Origin of the sequence: Sorangium sp. So ce1014, assembly GCF_051521505.1 — a bacterium.
Taxonomy (GTDB): Bacteria; Myxococcota_A; Polyangia; order Polyangiales; family Polyangiaceae; genus Sorangium.
The window spans coordinates 5,685,289-5,704,563 of the sequence record NZ_CP150356.1; the positions used below are offsets into that span (position 1 = coordinate 5,685,289).

Below are 19,275 nucleotides of genomic sequence, written 5' to 3' on the forward strand. Positions count from 1 at the left end.
CCGACTGCGCCGACTGCGCCGACTGCGCCGTCTGCGTCGTTGCTGTGGGTCATACCCCTACCATCGAAGACCTGTAGCGCCTCATGGAGCGCTCCTCCCACGAGGGGCTCTCACCCTAGAAAAGTGTCTTATCAAACAACCTCATCATAATTCTACACTTCGCACTTGATCGGAGGATGCACATTTATGTCATCATTGAATGTTCCTTCAGCCTCCGAGGTGTCCATGATGAAGCTCGTTTTCCTGTCGCTCCCGGCGCTCGCCATCGCCGCCTGCGGCGACAACGGCACGTGGGTCGAAGAAAGCCCGGTAGTCGACGAATCCCCCGCGACGGCGAGCGCCCCGAGCGCGCTCACCGCCCCCCGGCCTTACACCCTCTTCGAGAGCGGCCAGGTCCGCCCTCTCGCCCTCTCGCCCGACGGATCGACGCTCTTCGCCGTCAACACGCCGGATAACCGGCTGGAGATCTTCACGGTCAGGCGGGGCAGCCTCGTGCACCGCGGCTCGGTCGCCGTCGGCCTGGAGCCCGTCGCGGTCGCGGCCCGCAGCGACGACGAGGTCTGGGTCGTCAACCACCTCTCCGACAGCGTGAGCGTCGTCGACGTCTCGAGGCCCAGGAAGGCCCGCGTGGTGCGCACCCTGCTCGTCGGCGACGAGCCTCGCGACATCGTCTTCGCCGGCGCCGGCAAGGGCCGCGCCTTCATCACCACCGCGCACCGCGGCCAGAACAGCCCTGTGGATCCGGCGCTCACCACGCCGGGCGTGGGCCGCGCCGACGTCTGGGTCTTCTCCGCGGCGAGCCCGAGCCCCGCGCCGCTGACCGTCATCACCCTCTTCAGCGACACGCCGCGCGCGCTCGCCGCCACGCCCGACGGCGCGCGCGTCTACGCGGCGGCCTTCCACTCCGGCAACCGCACCACCGTGGTGGAGACCAACCTGGTGAACCTGGGCCACGGCCTGCCCCCGCCGACGACCAACGCCGCCAGCGCCGCGCAGCCGTCAGCCCCCCTCATCGTCAAATTCGACGGCCAGCACTGGGTGGACGAGCTGAATCGAACCTGGGACGACAAGGTGAACTTCGCGCTGCCCGACAAGGACGTCTTCGTCCTCGACGCCATGGCCGACCCGCCCGCGCCGGTCGCGGGCGCCGGGGGCGCCTTCCAGGGCGTCGGCACGGTCCTCTACAACATGGCCGTCAACCCGGTGAACGGGCGCGTCTACGTGGCCAACACCGAGGCGTTCAACGAGCAGCGCTTCGAGGGCGCCGGCGTCTTCGCCGGCCACAGCGTGCGCGGCCGCTTCAACCACAACCGCATCACGGTGCTCGATCCGGCGACGGGCGGCGTGGCCCCACGGCACCTGAACAAGCACATCGACTACAACACGTGCTGCGCCCCGATCCCGAGCGCCGAGAACGGGAAGAGCCTCGCGCTGCCCCAGGGCATGGCCGTCTCGGGGAACGGAAAGAAGCTCTACGTCGCCGCGCTCGGCTCGGACAAGATCGGCGTCTTCTCGACCGCGGCGCTCGAGGCCGACACCTTCGTGCCCAAGCTCTCCCGCCAGATCCCGGTCTCCGGCGGCGGGCCGACCGGCGTGGTGCTGGACGAGGCGCGCAAGCAGCTCTACGTCCTCACGCGCTTCGACAACTCCATCTCGATCATCGACACAAAGGACCGGGCCGAGATCGCGCACGTGCCCATGTACAGCCCCGAGCCGGAGAGCGTGGTCAGCGGCCGGCGCTTCCTCTACGACGCCTCGTTCTCGTCGAGCCACGGTGACTCGGCCTGCGCGAGCTGCCATGTCGACGGCGACGTCGACAGCCTGGCGTGGGACCTCGGCGACCCCGACGCGGTCACCACGCCGATGCCAGGGCCCTTCGTGCTCGATCCAGCGCTCTTCGGTCAGCCCGCCGAGTTCGCCGCCCTCAAGGGGCCGATGACGACGCAGAGCCTGCGCGGGATGGCCAACCACGGTCCGATGCACTGGCGGGGAGACCGCACCGGCGGGAACGACGCGCCGAGCGCGCAGCCGGACAGCGGCACCTTCGACGAGGACGCCGCGTTCAAGAAGTTCAATGTCGCCTTCGTCGGCCTGCTCGGGCGGAGCGCGCCCATCTCCGGGGCGGACATGCAGGCGTTCACCGACTTCATCCTCCAGGTGATGTATCCGCCCAACCCCATTCGCTCGCTGGACAACACGCTCACCCCCGACCAGGCGGCGGGCAAGGCCTTCTTCACCGAGCCGGGCGGCGCGTGCAGCACGTGCCATGTGCTCGATCCCGCGGGGAACGCCGAGCATGGAGTTCCCTTCCCCGGCTTCTTCGGGACCGACGGGCGCTACACGTTCGACTTCATCTTCCAGAGCTTCAAGGTCGCCCAGCTGCGCAACGTCTATCAGAAGGTGGGCATGTTCGGCATGGTGCAGAACCCCCGCTTCAACAACCGAGATCACCAGTTCATGGGCGATCAGATCCGCGGGTTCGGCGTCGCCCACGACGGGGCGGTGGATACGGTCTTCCGCTTCGACGATCAGGCCGGCTTCAACGAGGCCCCCGGGATCGCCGGCTTCCCTCCGGGCGAGCCAGGCGACGTGCTGCGCCGGCAGGTGACCTCGTTTCTGCACGCCTTCGACACAAACCTGGCGCCCATCGTGGGCCAGCAGGCGACGCTCGCCGGCGCCGGCGACACGGCGGCCGGGCAGCGCGTGGATCTCCTGATCGCGCGCGCCGGCGCGGGCGAGTGCGATCTCGTGGTGAAGCGCCGCGTGCGCCAGGAGGAGGTGGGCTTCCTCTACCAGGGCGACGGCACGTTCCGCCGGAGCAGGGCGGCGCAGGCGGCGATCAGCGACGCGGCGCTGCGCCAGCGCGCGACCGCGGGGAGCCCGCTGACCTATACGTGCGCGCCGCCCGGCTCGGGGGTGCGGATGGCGATCGACCGCGACGGAGATGGAGCGCTCGACGGCGACGAGGAAGACGCGGAGACCGATCCGGCGGATCCGGCGAGCACGCCCTGAGGCTGACCCCGGATCCGCCCCCGGGGCGTCACTGCGCGAGGTAGGCAGCCACGTCCGCCGGACGCTCCTTGGCGTGAGCGATCAGCGTGGCGAGGCCGTCGTCGAAGGCCGCGGGCGACGCGAGGTGCGTGTGCCCCTCGATCTCGCCCTCGGGCCCGACGACGTACGGCGCGATCAGCTCGTGCGCCGCCCTGAACCACGCCTCGGCCTTGGCCGGCTCGTACTCCTCCTCCGCGGCCTGCTTCACGTAGCCGCGGTAGACCTCGAGGTAGGCCGGATCGTCGAGAAGGAAGCGGATGAGCGGCCAGTGCTCGCTCACCTCGTCCATCGAGAGGGGCAGCGCCTTCAGACCGACGTTCGCGCCCGCGGAGTCGGGGTCCGTCCAAGCGAAGGTGTGGTCCCACGGGATCCACGCGAATTGCCCGTTCTTGTTCGGGTCCGAGTACATGTAGTAGTTGTGCGGCAGGCGGCCGTACACGTCCCAGTCCTCGATCACCGCGTTCAGCGCCATCCAGTGCAGGAAGCCGTCGACGTCGAGGCGCGCCTCGAGCCCCGCGCGCCAGGCGGCGGCGTCGGTCCTGTCGGCGTGCAGCGCGTCGAACAGCGCGCGCGCGTCCGAGAAATCGGCCTCTTCCTCGTGGTTCTCCTTGATGAGGGAGTCGGGATCCCAGGTCTCCCACCGCGCGCCGGTGCCGTCGGGCTTGTAGAGGTTGCCCTTGTGGCCGCCGAAATGCGTGTCGAGGAACGAGTCGTCCGACGGGACCTCGATCCCGGTGTACAGCCCGAAGTAAACCGGCCCCTCCCCGTGATCGATGAAGACCCGGTAGAACGCTGTCGCGGGCGCCGGGATCCCCGCCTTGGAGAAGATGTCGGTGCCGAGCTTCTCGCGCAGGAGCGACGGATCCAGGTAGCTGCTGGTGAACGCCAGCCCGTCGAACCCGTAGAAGCGCTGGTTGTTGATCTCGGGGTAGGTGTCCTCGAACCTGTCGAAATTGAGGCGCAGCGGCAGCTTCCAGACACCCGTCATCCAGGGCAGGAGCAGGCTGACGTTGCCCCTGAAGCGGATACCGACGTGCTGCCACTGCCGGTCCTCGGTGGCGACGTCGCACTCGACGTACAGCGGCGAGCGCGGGAAATGGTCGACGCTGCTGATGAGCCCGGGATCGCCGCCGCCCGGCCCGCCCGGGCCCGCCGGCATGCAGGCCAGGCCGACTTCTTGCTCCGTACACGTGCCCTCGGTGGCGGTGCCGAAGAGGTCGATCGAGCAGGCGTCGGCCGCCGCGAGCCCGTCGCAGGCGTCGATCCAGTCCTGCGGCGGCTCGAATTCGCCGGGCTCCTGCGGCTTTGGCTGGCACGTCAGGCCGCCGGGGAGCTCCGAGCACGTCCCCTCGGTGTCGGTGCCGAAGAGGTCGATCGTGCAGTCGTCGCCGACCACGAGCCCGTTGCAGGCGTCGACCCACTCCTGCGGCGGCTCGAAACCGCCGGGCCCCCCGGCCTGCGCGCCGAACTCGCCGATCATCGACGTGATGTCATCGACCATCTCCTGCCACTTCTCGGGCGCGATGGTGATGTCGATGCGGGGAACCTGGTCTTGCGGGAATGCGGCGGCGTAATCGGGCGCCTCCTTGGGGGTACCGCCCGCGTCGCCGCCCTGCCCTGCGCCGCCCGCGCCGGTGCCGTTCCCGCCCGCGCCGGCGCCGTTCCCGCCCGCGCCGGCGCCGTTCCCGCCCGCGCCAGAACCGCCCCCGCCTGTGCCGCCGCTCGTCCCGGTCGCACCGGGATCGTCGGAACCGCCGCAGCCCACAAGGGGCGCGGCTGCCAACACGGCGAAAGGCAACAGATAATGCAGATTTCGTAAGTTCATTGATCGCTCCTCAGCTTCGGCGGTCCGAGGCGATCTTATGTCAACAGTGCATCGATCGTGTGACGAAATCCACGCCGAGGCCCAATGTGAAGCGGTTCAGACGCAGTCAGGGCGGATCATTCCACACGAGACGATGGTGGAACATTCCACCCTGACGGAGGGCGGCGCGGGCGCTCGCCGCACGCCCTCCCGCGTCGATCGCGCAGGCCCGTCCGGCGCTCCCCGAGGAGAGCAAGACAGGACGACATCGACGCAGGAGAGCGGCGGGAGCTGTCGAATCGACGCCCCGGGGGACGCGGCGCTGCAGGCCCCCGAGGCGCTCGCTCACGGGAGCGGCGCGCACGCGCCGGGCGACGCGACAGGCACGCCCGCCGAGTTCGCCACGCACGCGTTGCTGTACGTCTTGTCGTCGCAGCCGCAGACCGGCCTGTACTCCTTCGTGCACAGCTCCGGGATGGGCGTGCAGACGCCCGTCTGATCGGCCGCGCCGCACATGGCCTCGGGCGCGTAGTCGCAGAAGAGGCCGGGCTTGCAGGCGAGGCCGGCGAGGCCGCCGCAGACGCGCCCCTCGCCCCCGCCGCCGGCCCTCACCTCCTGCGACTCGGCGTCGACCACTTCGGAGGCGCCGTCGGCCACCTCCAGCTGACAGCCCGCGGCGAGCGGGCTCATCGAGAGCGCGAGCCAGACGAACGAGGCGAACCGATGGCTCTTGATACGACCCTGAACGTTCATGATGTTCCTCCCATGTCGCCTCGCCGCCCCGCGATGAGACCTCATCGAGGCCACCTTCGCGGGGCAGCGGGCGCGTGGTCCCCTTAGCAGGAGCCGCGCCACGCGCGTTTCGCGGCCTGCGCGCGCTGCCGCGGTGTCCAGGCCGTCCGGATCGAGCAGAGCGTTGCTCACGTGAGCGAGGGTTTGCCCAAACTGCGCGGCAATGCGGGTGTCGACGCGGCCGTGTCCCCGGCCGGCGCGGCCGGCGCGAGCGTTCGATGGACCGCGTCGTACTTACTGCGTGACGTCACAATGACTTCCAGGTGACAATCGACGCTGACGCTGGCGGATCGAGCGAGGCGCTGCCCGGAGGGCGGGCGAACGCCGGGGAGCTCGGGACGCAGGCGAAGCAACCTTTCTTGGCCGTAGGAGACGCCTGATGCTTGTTCATCGCTTGAGCCAGCTGTCCCGAGCCGACCTCGCCACGGCGGGCGGCAAGGGTGCCAACCTCGGTGAGCTGCTCCGGCTCGGGCTGGCCGTGCCGCCCGGGTTCGTCGTGAGCGCTGGCGCGTACGCGGAACAGGCGCGCGCATGGGGGCTCGCCGAGCGCCTCTCGGCGCACCTCGCCGCGGGCGGCTGGGACGCGGCCGCCTCGGAGGCCGCGGCGCTCTTCGAGCGGGGCGCGATGCTGCCCGGGATGGAGAGCGCGGTCCGAGACGCGTACCGCGAGCTCGGCGCGCCGTCGGTCGCCGTTCGCTCCTCGGCGACGGCGGAGGACCTCGCCGACGCGTCGTTCGCGGGCCAGCACGAGACGTACCTCGACGTGGCGGGAGAGGACGAGCTGCTCCTCGCGCTGCGGCGGTGCTGGGCGTCCCTCTGGAGCCCGCGGGCCCTCGGCTACCGGGCGGCGCGCGGCATCGATCACCTGGGGGTCCACATCGCCGTGGTGGTGCAGCGCATGGTGCCGGCCGAGTTCGCCGGCGTCCTGTTCACCGTCGATCCGGTGGCCCAGCGCGCCGACCGCATGCTCCTGGAGGTCGCCCCGGGCCTCGGCGAGGCCGTTGTGTCAGGGCACACGACCGGCGATGTGTACCGCCTGCGGCGCGCGCCGTTCGCCGGAGCCGCGGCGCCCGGCTCGGACAGGCCGAACGGGGCCGCGCGCCCCGCGACGGACGACCTCGCGATCGACGACCGCGACCGCCGGGAAGCCGGCCGCCCCGCGCCGAGCGACGCCCTGGTGCTCGAGCTGGGCCGCATCGGGCTCCGCCTCGAGGCCCACTTCGGCTGCCCGCAGGACGTGGAGTTCGCCTTCGTCGGGGGCTCCATTCACCTCCTCCAGTCGCGCCCGATCACCACGCTCGGCACGGCCGAGATCGAGCCCCTCCCCCCGCCCCCGCAGCTCAACCGCATGCAGCGGAAGATGCTCGAGGCCAACGACAACGACCGGTTTCCCATCGCCCCGAGGCCGCTCGATCAATGGAGCTTCCGGGTGACGCTCCCCGCGCTCGTGCGCATGGTGCGCTTCCTGGGGGTCGACGTGGACGAGGCCGAGGAGCGCGCGTGGGTCGACCAGGTGTGGCGCCCGGTCTTCGTCCCTCCGCAGATGCGACCCACCCTCCGCTTGCTCCGGCTGCCGCAGAAGGTCGCGGCCAGCCTGCGCTACGACGCGATGGCGTGGTGGGAGAGCGACGGGTTCAAGCGGCTCCAGGAGGCCTGCGCGCCGGTCGATCTCGGCGCGCTGGACGACGCCGCGCTCCTCCGCCGCGCCGACCGGATCGGGGAGACCACGACCGCGGTCCTGGGCGAGCGGTTCGAGAGGAGCGCCAGCCAGCTGGCCGCGATCGCCCTCCGCGTTCCGGTCACCCTCGCCGTGGGACCGAAGCGGGCAGCGGCCGCCATGAGCGACCTCGTCGCGGGCCTGCACACCCGGACGTCCGACGTCAACCTGGCGCTCTTCCACCTCGCGCGCCGGGCGGCGAGCGCCGGGCCGGAGCTCGCCGGCGCGATCCGGGAGGGGCGCCCCGAGGCCCTCCGCGAATCGGAGGCCGGCCGGGCTTACCTGACCGAGGTCGAGGCGTTCCTGGACGAGCACGGGCACCGGGAGACCACGGGGCTCTACCTCTCGGCGCCGACGTGGCGCCAGGATCCCGCGCCCCTGTGGGGGCTGCTGCGCGGCCTGCTCGACGCCACAAAGCCGCCGTCCGAGGAGGCCGGGCTCGCGCGCTACCGGGCGACGCTCGAGGAGGTCGCCCGCGGGATCCGCTTCGTACCGGGTCTGCCCGACGCGTTCCGCCGCACCCTCGATCAGCTGCGGAGCGCGATCGTCTTCCGGGAGCGCACGCACTTCGATCTCGTGCGCTCGTTCTCCGCGCTCCAGGCGATCGTGGCCGAGATCGCGCGTCGCCTCGGCGAGCGCGGGCGCCTGCCGAGCCCTGACGACGTCTTCTACCTGACGGAAGCCGAGGTCCGGGGGTGGCTCCAGGGGGAGGCGCCGCCGCTCGACGAGGTGAAGCGGCTCGTTCGACGGCGGCGCGCGACGTACGGGGTGGTCAACGCGAGGTGGCAGAAGAGCGCGGTCGGGGCGGGCGCCGGGCGCGCCTCGGGCGACGAGCTCCGCGGCATCGGGGCGTCGTCCGGGGTGGTCCGCGGCAAGGCGCGCCTCGTGCGGGACGAGCGGGAGTTCGGGCGGCTGAAGGCGGGGGAGATCCTTGTCTGCCGCTACACGAACCCCGCGTGGACGCCGCTCTTCACGCTGGCCGCGGGCGTCGTGACGGACGCCGGCGGCGCCGTCTCCCACGCGGCCATCGTCGCGCGCGAGTACGGGATCCCGGCGGTGCTGGGGGCCGCCGGGGCGACCGAGCGCATCACGGACGGCCAGGAGATCCTCGTGGACGGGACGGAGGGCCGGGTGACGCTCCTGCGCCAGGGCGACCGTCAGGGTGGCGCGGGCGAGCTCGCCCGTGGCTGAGCCTCTGGCCGAGCTTCCGTCGCGCCCGCCGGCGTCCGTGGTTGAGCCTCCGTCGCGCCCGCCGGTGTCCGTGCCCGAGCCGCCGTCGCGCCTGCCGGTGCGGCTCCTCGCCGCCATCGCCCTCTCGACGGCGCTCGCGCCGCTCAACTCCACGATGGTCGCCGTGGCGCTGCCGGAGATGTCGCGCACGCTTCGCGTCGACTCCGGCACGCTCCGGCAGGCGCTCGTGACGAGCTACCTGCTCACGAACATCGTCCTGCAGAGCCCCGGCGGGAAGCTCGGCGATCGCCTCGGCCACCGGCGCGCGCTCGGACTGGGCCAGCTCCTCCTGGCGGTCGGGGCCGCGCTCGCGACCCTCTGGCCGGTCCTCCCGGTGCTCGCGGTGTCGCGCGTCGTGATGGCCGCGGGCGGCGCGATCGTGGTCCCGAGCGCGACGGCCATGCTCCGCACGGAGCTGCCGCCCGAGGTGCGCGGGCGCGCCTTCGGCGCCTTCGGGGCGGTGATGGGGCTGTCGGCGGGCACCGGACCGGCGATCGGGGCGCTGCTCGTGGGGACCTTCGGGTGGACCTCGATCTTTCTCGCGAACGTCCCGGTGCTGCTCCTCTCCGCCGCGCTCGCGCACCTCGGCGCGCCGCCGCGCCCCGCGGCCGTGACGCCCGCCGCGCCGCGCCCGCGGTTCGACGTCGTGGGCTCGGTGCTGCTGGGTGCGTCGCTCATCGGGCTCGCCCTCGGCCTCGAGTCCGCCCACCTCCGCTGGGCCGCGGTGCTCGGCGCGCTGGGCTTCGTGCCCTTCGTGCTCTGGGAACGGCGCGCCGCGGACCCCGTCATCGACTTCTCGCTGTTCAGGCGGCGCGCGTTCGTCGGCGGCAGCCTGCTCATCGCGCTCCAGAACTTCGCCATGTACGCGACGATCTTCGAGCTGCCGCAGGTGGCGGGGCGGCTGTTCCACGTCGGGCCGCGCGACGTCGGCACGACGCTGCTGGCCATGATGGGGACGATGGTTGTCGTCTCGCCCCTCGCGGGGCGCGCCTCCGATCGCTTCGGGGCGCGCGCGGTGGCGCTCGCCGGCTGCTCGCTCGCCCTGGCCGGCATGGTCCTGCTCGCGGTGCGGCCGCTGGGCGCGCTCACGGACGCGATCCCCGCGCTCGCGCTGCTCGGCGCCGGCCTCGGCCTGACGTCCGCGCCGTCACAGGCCGCGGCGATGAGCGACGTCCCGCGGGAGAAGAGCGGAATGGCCGCAGGCCTGACCTCGACGATGCGCTACATGGGGGGCATCGCCGGCCTCACCGTGCTCGGCCTCGTCCTCACCGACAGCCCGGCGGGCGACGTGGTGATGCGCGAGCACACGATGGCCACGTCCATCTTCGGCGCGGCGCTGCTCCTGACGATCGGCTGCGCCTTCCTCCTTCCCGGCCGCGCCGCCGCGCCGGCGGCAGCGGTGGGATCACGATAGCGCGGCTTCACGAGGAGAGGTGCGAGCCGCAGGCGGTGGGCCCCCCGGGACCGGCGCGCCTGGTTCGTGGTAGGGAGCGCGGATGAGCCGCCGCCCTCGCCTCGCCGCCTCCTGCGCCGTCCTCACCGCCCTCCTCAGCAGCTGCGGCGCCACGCCGGACGCTGCCGCGCCGGGCAGCGGCGGACGGCGCGAGGCCGCGAGCGGCGCGCAGGCCGCCCACGCGGGCCATGCCCCTTCGCCCGGTCAGCAAGGCGCGGGGCACGCCGGCCACCCCGCAGCGCACGGCCACCCCGCAGCGCACGGCCACCCCGCAGGGGACGCGCACGGCGCCGGGCCGCTCGTCCACCGCTTCGAGCGGGCCGACGAATGGGTGGCCGCCTTCGAAGGCCCCGAGCGCGACGCCTGGCAGAAGCCGGCGGAGGTCGTCGCCGCCATGCAGGTCGCCCCGGGCATGCGGGTCGCGGATCTCGGGGCCGGCACGGGCTACTTCCTGCCGCACCTCTCCCGCGCGGTCGGGCCGGCCGGCGCGGTCATCGGCGTCGACATCGAGCGGGACATGGTCCGCTACATGACGGAGCGCGCGGCCCGCGAGCGCCTCGCCAACGTCACCGCGCGCGAGGTCCGCTCCGACGATCCCGGGCTCGAACCCGGCTCGGTCGACCGCATCCTCGTGGTCAACACCTGGCATCACATCCCCGATCGCCCCGCCTACACGGCGAAGCTGAAGGCCGCGCTCCGCCCGGACGGCGCGGTGGTCGTCGTCGACTTCACCGACGCCGCGCGCCTCGGCCCCCCGAAGGATCACCGCATCACCGCCGAGGCGGTCGCCGCCGAGCTCCGCGCCGGGGGCCTCTCGCCCCAGGTCGTCGCGGAGGAGCTGCCCGAGCAGTACATCGTCGTGGGCCGGCGCGCCGGCGCGGGCGAGGCGCGCTGACGCGGGCGGAGCGGCCGGGTGCGCCCCGCTCAGGACAGGGCTCGCCGAGGCGCCGGCTGGCTATCGATAGCCGGTGACGTCGGCGGGCTTGCCGGCGTCCTGGACCTCGACGAGGTACCGCCACGCGTCGGGCTGGCTGCCGTCCACGTCGGTGAAGCCATAGACCCGCGCGAGCTGGCCGCTCGACAGCGACTGCCCGGACCACCGGGCCACCTCCGGGTCGGCCGCGAGCGCCGCCACCGCCCGGCCGACGTAAGCGGGGGTCTCCGAGATCGCGAAGTGGGGCTGCTTCGCGAGCGCGTCGCGCCAGCGCTCCTCGGTGACCCCGTAATGACCCAGCATGATCTCCGAGCGCAGCCAGCCGGGCGTCAGCGCGACGGCCGTGCCGCCGTGGGCCCGCAGCTCCTCGGCCTGGGCGAACGCCATGCGGAGGACCGCCGTCTTGGCGAGGTCGTAGAAGAACGAGACGCGGTAGTGTCCTGCATTGTAGTCGGCCGTGCCGTCCGTGATCTCGACGACCAGCCCGCCCGGCCGCTTGATGAGCAGCGGAAGGGCATGGTGGCTCGTGAGGATGTGGGTATCGATGGCCAGCCGCAGCAGCCGCATCCCGCTGTCCAGCGAGTGCTCCCATAGCGGCTTGTTCCACTCGAACAGGTGCTCGCCGCCCCACACGTCGTTGACCAGCACGTCGAGCCGGCCCTGCTCCCGCTCGATGCGCGCCACGAGCTCCCGGACCTGCTCGCGCTCCAGGTGATCCACCTGCACCGCGATCCCCTTGCCCCCCGCCCGGGTGACCCGCTCGGCGGTCTCCTCGATGGTCTCGGGTCGATCCATCTCCGAGCGCTGCGCGCGCGTGGAGCGACCGGTGGCGTACACCGTCGCGCCCGCCGCCCCCAGCTCGACCGCGATCCCCCTGCCCGCGCCGCGCGTCGCGCCCGCGACGAGCGCCACCTTGCCGTGAAGTGCTCCGTTCATGCTCCCTCGTCTCCTTATCCTGGCCAGAACGCGCGCGAGGGTCGCACGGAAATCCTGACACCTCCTGTCAGGTATTCCGGGACCGCCGCGATGCTCGGCGAGGGGGGCGGAGGTCGTGCCGGGGCGTCGCACTCGACAGCAGATGGCACGCGCGTCCAGTCGCCACCACGACACCTGCCCATCGATGCGACGTTTAGCCACCACGTGGTACCTCAAGCGGTCACGCGGTGCCGCTTGATGCAGCGCGGAGAAGCGCTCTACAAGTAAACTATGATCAGTATCCCCGGGTACACTCTCACGGGTCTCATCCACGAATCCGCCGCGTCGACCGTGTACCGAGGAGTTCGAAACGAGGACCGCGCCCCCGTCGCGGTCAAGCGCCTCAGGAACGAGCGCCCGGCGCCGGCCGAGCTCGCGAGGCTTCGCTACGAGTACGCCATCGCCAAGGAGCTCGCGCTGCCCGGCGTCGTGAAGGTCCTGGGCGTCGTGAAGGCAGGGGCGAGCCTCTCGCTCATCATGGAAGATGCCGGAGCCTGCTCGCTCCATGAGCTCATCGGCGCGCGCTCCCTGACCCTCCAGGACACGCTCCGGATCGCGATCTCCGTCGCGAGCACGCTGGAATCCATCCATCGCGGCGGTGTCATTCACATGGACATCAAACCGCAGAACATCATGGTCGAGCCGTCCACGTGGGACGCCAAGATCATGGACTTCGGCAGCGCCACCCGCCTCTCACAGGAGGCGCAGCGGTCGAAGAGCCCAGCCGCCTTCGAGGGCACCCTGGCGTACATGTCCCCGGAGCAGACCGGCCGGATGAACCGCGTGATCGATCTGCGCACGGATCTCTATTCCCTGGGGGTCACCCTGTACGAGATGGTGACAGGCAGGCTCCCCTTCCAGACGAAGGATCTCCTGGAGCTCGTGCACTGCCACATCGCCAGGCTCCCGCCGCCGCCGGCGCAGATATCGCCCGACGTACCGCGCCCGGTCTCCGACATCATCATGAAGCTCCTGGCGAAGAGCCCCGATGATCGGTTCCAGGGCTCCTACGGGCTCAGGATGGATCTCGTCGAGTGCCTCACGCAGCTCGACGCGACGTCGAGGATCGAGCCGTTCGAGCTCGGGCGCCACGACTACGTGGACGCGCTCCGGATCCCGCAGAGGGTCTACGGCCGCGAGGCGGAGCTCGCCGTCCTCGAAGGCGCGTGGCGGCGCATCAGCCAGGGCGCGAGCGAGCTGCTCCTCGTGTCCGGCCACGCCGGCATCGGCAAGTCGCTCCTCGTCGGCGAGATCCAGAAATCCGTCGCGCAGGGCAAGGGAACCGTCGTCGCCGGCAAGTTCGACCAGATCAACCGGACTGTCCCCTACGCGGCCGTGGCGCACGTCTTCCGGGAGCTCGTCCGCGCCCTCTTGACCGAGCCCGCAGAGGCGCTCGCGCTCTGGACGCAGAAGATCGCGACCGCCGTCGGGCAGAACGGCCAGCTCCTCATCGATCTCATCCCCGAGCTCGAGCTCATCCTCGGCCCCCAGCCCGCTGTCACGCCGCTCGGCCCGACCGAGGCCCAGGCTCGCTTCCACCTCGCGTTCCAGAAATTCTGCGGCGCCATCCCCGCCCAGGAGCACCCCCTCGTCATCTTCCTCGATGACCTGCAATGGGCGGATCCGGCCTCGCTCAAGCTCCTCGAGCAGCTCCTGACCGCATCGGAGGTCAAGCACCTGCTCGTGATCGGCGCGTACCGACAGAACGAGGTCGACGAGAGCCACCTGTTCTCGATCACCCTGGCGGAGCTGCGCAAGGCCGGGGTGACCGTCGGGGAGATCGACCTCAAGCCGCTCGATCTCCCCGTCGTGACGCGCCTCCTCGCCGACGCCCTCTCCTGCGATCCCGCGCGGGCCGAGCCGCTCGCGCGTCATGTCATGACCAAGACCCACGGCAACCCGTTCTTCATGAACCAGTTCATGAAGGCGCTGCACGCCGAGAAGCTCGTCGCCTTCGACCCGGCCCTGCGCGGATGGACGTGGGATCTGCCGCGCATCCAGCAGATGAAGGTCACGGAGAACGTCGTCGACTTCATGACGGGCAGGCTCCGGGAGCTCGACGAGCGCGCGCAGCGCATCCTCACGCTCGCCGCGTGCATCGGATATCGCTTCGACCTGAAGACGCTCGCGATCGTGGACGGCAAGCCGCGCCGCGAGGTGGCAGGCGAGCTCTCGGCGGCGCTCCGCGAGGGTCTGGTCCTCGCCGTCGGCGCCGACTCCAGGTTCTTCGACGCGGCCCTCCACGGCGCGATGACCGGCGAGGCCGACGAGCCGGAGCTCTCGGTCGACGCCTCCTACCGGTTCTTGCACGACCGCGTGCAGCAAGCGGCCTACCGGCTCCTCGACGACCCTCGCAAGCAGGAGGTCCACCTCCAGATCGGGCGGCTCATGCTCGCGGAGGGCGACACCGGAGACGCGGAGGGCAAGGTCTTCGAGATCGCGACCCACATGAACCTCGGGTCGCCGCGGATCGGCGATCCGGGAGAGCGCGTCACGCTGGCGCGCCTGAACCTCGAGGCGGGCAGGAGGGCGAAGGCCGGCGCGGCGTACGAGGCGGCCGCGAGCTACTTCGAGGCCGGCGCGACGACGCTCGGCCCGAGGCGCTGGGACGAGCAGCACGATCTCACCTTCGCGCTGACCACCGGGCTCGCGGAGTGCCTGTGCCTGACAGGCCAGTTCGACGCTGGCGAACGGCTGTTCGACGCCCTCCTCGAGCACGCGAGATCCCGGCTGGACAGCGCGCAGGTCCGCAACCTGCGCATGTCGTTCCACCTGATGCGCGGCAATCTCTCCGACGTCGTGAGGTGCGGCCTCGAGGCCCTCGCGCTGCTCGGCGTCGACATCCCCACGGTGGCCGAGGAGCAACGCGCGCGGCTCGGCAGGGAGCTCGAGGCGATGCAGGCCCACCTCGCAGGCCGCCAGATCACCGAGCTGCTGGGGCTGCCCACCGCCGCCGATCCAGAGAAGCAGACCCTCCTCCGCCTGCTCGCCGACATGACGCAGCCCGCCTCCGCGCTCGGGCTGCCGGTCCTCGGTCCGCTCACGCTCATCATGCAGATCAACCTCGCGATCGAGCACGGGAACTCGAGCTCGTCGGCGTACGCGTACGTGCTCTATGCGGTGCTCCTGATCGACGGCGTCTTCGAGCCGAGGACCGCGGAGGACCGGTACAGGGAGGCCTACCAGTTCGCCAAGGTCGGTATCGAGCTGAACGAGCGCGTCCCCAACCCGCGCATCGCGTGCATGCTCCTCACGACCTTCGCGTCCATCCTCCATTTCTTCGAGCCGCTCCGGGACACGATCAAGCTCCTGACCCGCTCCCGGCAGGCCGGCCTGGAGTCGGGGGATCTGGCCTACTCGTCGTATTGCTGCATTCACATGGTCTCGGCGAGCCTGGGCCTCGGCGACGATCTCGGCTCGGTGGCCGAGGAGATCGAGCAGGATCTCGCGCTCATGCGGAGGACGAACGACAAGCTCACGACGCTCATCCTGACGTGCGCGAGGCAGGTCGCCGCGAACCTCACGGGGGGCACCGCCGGGGCGCACACCCTGAGCGACGGCGCCTTCGACGAGGCCGCCTTCGCCGGCGCCATCTCGGTCCCGGAGCTCACCTACGTGGCCGCCTGGTACCACACGCAGAAGATCCAGCTGGCCTATCTGTACGGCGACCACGCCGCCGTGCGCTCGCTCATGGCCACCGTGGAGAGGATGACCGCCGGCTGCGTGAACAACTTCTGGGCGACCGAGCTCGTCTTCTATTCGTGCCTGAGCCTCGCCGCCTCGTGCGACGGAGCGCCGGCCCCCGAGAAGGAGCGGCTCGTGGCGACGATCTCGACGGAGCGGGAGAAGCTCGCCCGCTGGGCCGAGCTCTGCCCCCAGAACTACGCGCACAAGCACCTCCTCGTCGCGGCGGAGATCGCGCGCGTGTCGGGCGACGACAGGCACGCCGCGGCGCTGCTCTACGACCGGGCGATCGAGGCCGCCGAGGAGGCCGGGTTCACGCGCGACCAGGCGATAGCGAGCGAGCTCGCCGCGAAGTTCTACCGCGGAAGCGGCTTCACCCGGTGCGCTCGCGCCTACATGACCGACGCCCACCACGGCTACATGCAGTGGGGAGCGACCGCCAAGGCGGACCGGCTGGCGGCCGAGGCGCCGCACCTCGTGCAGCGGATCGAGCTCGCGTCGGCGCCGCCCGGCGTGCTGGATCTCGCCCGGACCACGGTCCAGACCACCTCGACGACGAGGCTCAGCACCGGCGTGCTCGACGTCGAGGCGGTCATCCGGGCCGCTCAGGCCATCGCCGGCGAGGTCGTCCTCGACAGCGTGGTTCACCGGCTGCTCGATATCGCGATCCAGAACGCGGGCGCAAAGAAGGGGGTCCTCGTCCTGGAGCGCGATCAACAGCTGATGATCGAGGCGTCCATCACGGTGGATCCGAGCACGGTGAAGGTGGGTCAGCTCGCCCCCGTCGAGGGCAGCGCCGAGGTCCCGTCCTCGATCGTGCAGTACGTCGCGAGGACGAGGCTGCCGGTGGTGATCGCGGACGCGAGCCAGGAGCCTCGCTTCGCCGCGGACGCCTACGTCGCCGCGCACAACCCGAGATCGATCCTCTGCCTGGCGATGGTGCACAAGGGGCGCACGACCGGCGTTCTCTATCTGGAGAACAGCACGGCGACCAACGTGTTCACGCCGGCCCGGCTGGAGCTGTCGAAGCTGCTCCTGGCGCAGGCGGCGACCGCGGTGGAGAACGCCGTGCTCTACGCGCACCTGCACAGGCGCACGGAGGCGCTGCACCGCGCCGAGGAGCAGCTCCGGGTCGAGTTCTCGGAGCGGGAGCGGAGCGAGCAGGCCCGGGTGGAGCTCCAGGAGGAGATCATCCGCGTGCAGAACGCCCGCCTCGCGGAGCTCTCCACGCCCATCATCCCGATCAGCGACCGGATCATGGTCATGCCGCTCATCGGGATGATGGACAGCCAGCGGGCGCAGCAGGTCCTGAGCACGGCGCTCAAGGGGGTCGAATCGACCGGCGCCGAGGTCGTGATCATCGATATCACCGGCGTGAGGACGGTCGACACCGACGTCGCGAGCACGCTGATCAACACCGCCCTCGCCCTCCGGCTGCTCGGGGCGCAGGCCGTGATCACGGGCATCCGCCCCGACGTCGCGCAGACGCTCATCGGCTTGCAGATCGATTTCGGCACGGTGGTCACGCAGGGGACGCTCCAGAGCGGCATCGCCTACGCCCTGCAGCGGGTGGGGAGGCCCGGCGCGAGACCGCTCAGGAGCTCGCCTTGAGCGCGGCGAACTCGCCGGGATCGTGGATGGTGGGAGGATTGATCCCGCCACCGATGAAGTCTTCCGTCCGGTCGTACATGCCGAAGTGGGTCACCGGCTCCGAACCGCCCGGTGCCGGGAAACCATCCGTGCCTGCCCTGACGCCGAGGGCGTTCATCAAGCTGCAGTAGTACTTGTTGATCGGCGCGTTGGCGAGCGACGGATCGGTTCCCGTGGATTGGGTGGTCGCGTCGACCTCGCTCGGAGCGCCGTCGGCACACGTGATCTCGCTGTTGCCGGTCGTGAGATCGGGCGAGCCGTCATCGACGTTCACGGCCCAGCCGGTCTTGAAATAGCCGCCGGCGCTGCCGACCTGGACGATCGGCAGGTTGTTGAGGTTGCGGGCGCAGCCGTCCGACGCGTCCTGGAACCAGACGGCCGCGCTGTTGTCGAGGAGCGTCCCGTCGCCCTCGTCGATACGGTTCAGCTGCTCGACGAGGTGGGCGAACTTCCTCGCATAGTAGTCGTCGATCTTGAGGAGCATGTCGATCACACCCGGGACGCAGGTGCCCTGCATACTCGCACTGCCCACGCGATACGAGAGACTCGCGCTCTCCATCGTCAGGCCGAGCCCCCGAAAATTGAAGTTCCCGGGGTACTTCAGGACGATGACGGGGCTCGCGTTGCACGCCGCCGCGAGCACGGCGAGGTTGGAAAAGAGGTCCGCTCCGTCCAGACTGTCCGAGATTCGCCGCGTCAGCACGTCGTCGACGCTCGTGGTCGTGCCCGCCAGGGCGGCGTTCTCTTGCGTCGCACCGAGCGCCGTGGCGAGGGACGTGTTGCACTGCGCAGAAGCGACGGTCTTCACGGTCTCGTCGAGGATCGCTTTCCAGGCCTCCAGCTTGTTCTTGTCCGCCTGGCTCATGTCGAAGCGCGCGAGCGTGTCGAGATCGTCCCGCACGAGGTCGATGATGCTCTTGCCGCGGATGGCCTGGTACGTGTCCGGAGACGGGAGGGGGTCCGTGAACAAGCCCGTGAGCTTGGCCAGGATCTCCGCCGGCGCGCCCAGCCCCGAATACAGGGTCTCGGGCGCCGAGTACGAGATCGCCGAGAAAGCGCCGTCGCGGTTGTTTCCCACGCGCATGAACAGGGGCTCGCCGTCCGGGCTGAGCTGCCGTGCGATGACGTGGTCCAGCGAGGGGCCGGTCGGTTTGGCGTTGTACTTCGTCGCCTGGTCGAAGCTGAACGGATCGTTGCTATTGGGAGTGACCGGGTGGCAAGTGAAGTACGACCCGTTCACCTGCAAGTGGCGATCGTTCCCCTGCCCCCGCTCCATCCTCGGCGTCCACTCGTTCATCGCGCGGATGCCTCGGGGCAGGAGGAGCTTGTCGACGTAAGGCGTCAGGTGCTTGAGCGTCGTCGACTCGAGGTCCGCGGCGGTGAGCGCGCCGTGCGACTTCTTCGGGAAGAACCGCGTCGTGATGCAGCCATAGTGCGTGTACATCACGATCAGCCGCCTCGGTGGCGTGGCCGGCTGCGCCTTCACGGTGCGGTCGGTGATCGAGCTGAGGAACGGCGCTGCGACGCAAGCTCCGCCCAGCCCCCGGAGGAAGATTCTTCGGTTCACGCGCTTTGCCATGGTCCTATTATCCCACCCTCAATGGACTTGAATGCCCGGCTGCCACTCCGAACGCCCTCTGAATGCCCACGTCTACCACGTCTCCATCCTCCCTGCATGCCCGCAGGCCCGTTGACGTATCTCGCTCGGCCCGGCGCGTTCGTCGGGCGGAGAGATGCCCCGCCGATCACCACTCGACGCGGCAGCTCGGCACATCGCGGCAGTCCTCGAGAGCAATCTCGGAACAGGGCGTCGGGGTGCCCTCGCAAAGCTGCGCGGGCAAATAATTGACCTCAGAGCGCCTCTCAAAACCTCCCATCGCCAGGCAGCCGAGCGCGGGTGCAGCGCCAGGCGCAGTGAGGAGCCTTACTGAGATGGTGCGACGAGGAGCGACGACGCGATGCGTCCGACCTCGACTGCCTGGTGA

Annotated in this window: 9 protein-coding genes; 5 read left to right on the forward strand and 4 right to left on the reverse strand. The window is 70.8% G+C overall.

What is annotated here, in order from left to right; genetic code table 11:
* Positions 1-225: 225 nt before the first annotated feature.
* Positions 226-3,012, forward strand: coding sequence for a hypothetical protein (locus tag WME75_RS21675; protein ID WP_437493968.1), 2,787 nt, complete (start codon positions 226-228; stop codon positions 3,010-3,012).
* A 28-nt stretch (positions 3,013-3,040) separates the two neighbouring features.
* On the opposite strand, the gene WME75_RS21680 is transcribed toward WME75_RS21675, so the two are convergent.
* Together WME75_RS21680 and WME75_RS21685 are read right to left on the reverse strand one after the other, a co-directional pair.
* Positions 3,041-4,876 carry a CotH kinase family protein gene (locus WME75_RS21680; protein WP_437493971.1) on the reverse strand — a complete coding sequence of 612 codons (1,836 nt, stop codon included), beginning with the start codon at positions 4,874-4,876 and terminating at the stop codon, positions 3,041-3,043.
* Positions 4,877-5,200: 324 nt separating this feature from the next.
* Positions 5,201-5,608, reverse strand: a complete 408-nt coding sequence (locus WME75_RS21685; RefSeq protein ID WP_437493974.1) for a Kazal-type serine protease inhibitor family protein — start codon at positions 5,606-5,608, stop codon at positions 5,201-5,203.
* Positions 5,609-6,026: 418 nt separating this feature from the next.
* Between WME75_RS21685 and WME75_RS21690 the strand changes: the two genes are divergently transcribed.
* The 3 genes from WME75_RS21690 (at position 6,027) to WME75_RS21700 (ending at position 10,942) form a co-directional block, all read left to right on the forward strand.
* Entirely contained in the window at positions 6,027-8,555 is a 2,529-nt protein-coding gene (locus tag WME75_RS21690; protein ID WP_437493977.1) for a PEP/pyruvate-binding domain-containing protein, read from the forward strand.
* Complete coding sequence (locus WME75_RS21695; protein ID WP_437493979.1) at positions 8,548-10,008, forward strand: MFS transporter; 1,461 nt, start codon at positions 8,548-8,550, stop codon at positions 10,006-10,008. Before WME75_RS21690 ends, WME75_RS21695 begins: the two co-directional genes overlap by 8 nt.
* An 82-nt stretch (positions 10,009-10,090) precedes the next feature.
* Positions 10,091-10,942, forward strand: a complete 852-nt coding sequence (locus WME75_RS21700) for a class I SAM-dependent methyltransferase (RefSeq protein WP_437493982.1) — start codon at positions 10,091-10,093, stop codon at positions 10,940-10,942.
* A gap of 60 nt (positions 10,943-11,002) precedes the next feature.
* Here WME75_RS21700 and WME75_RS21705 read toward each other — a convergent pair whose 3' ends face one another.
* Complete coding sequence (locus WME75_RS21705) at positions 11,003-11,917, reverse strand: SDR family oxidoreductase (RefSeq protein WP_437493985.1); 915 nt, start codon at positions 11,915-11,917, stop codon at positions 11,003-11,005.
* A gap of 270 nt (positions 11,918-12,187) precedes the next feature.
* Between WME75_RS21705 and WME75_RS21710 the strand changes: the two genes are divergently transcribed.
* The gene (locus WME75_RS21710; RefSeq protein ID WP_437493988.1) at positions 12,188-17,251 is read left to right on the forward strand and encodes a protein kinase domain-containing protein; all 5,064 of its coding nucleotides are present in this window, start codon (positions 12,188-12,190) and stop codon (positions 17,249-17,251) included.
* On the opposite strand, the gene WME75_RS21715 is transcribed toward WME75_RS21710, so the two are convergent.
* A complete protein-coding gene (locus tag WME75_RS21715) occupies positions 17,235-18,857 on the reverse strand; it encodes a DUF1552 domain-containing protein (protein WP_437493990.1) in 1,623 nt (540 codons plus the stop codon). The genes WME75_RS21710 and WME75_RS21715 overlap by 17 nt on opposite strands.
* Positions 18,858-19,275 lie beyond the last annotated feature (418 nt).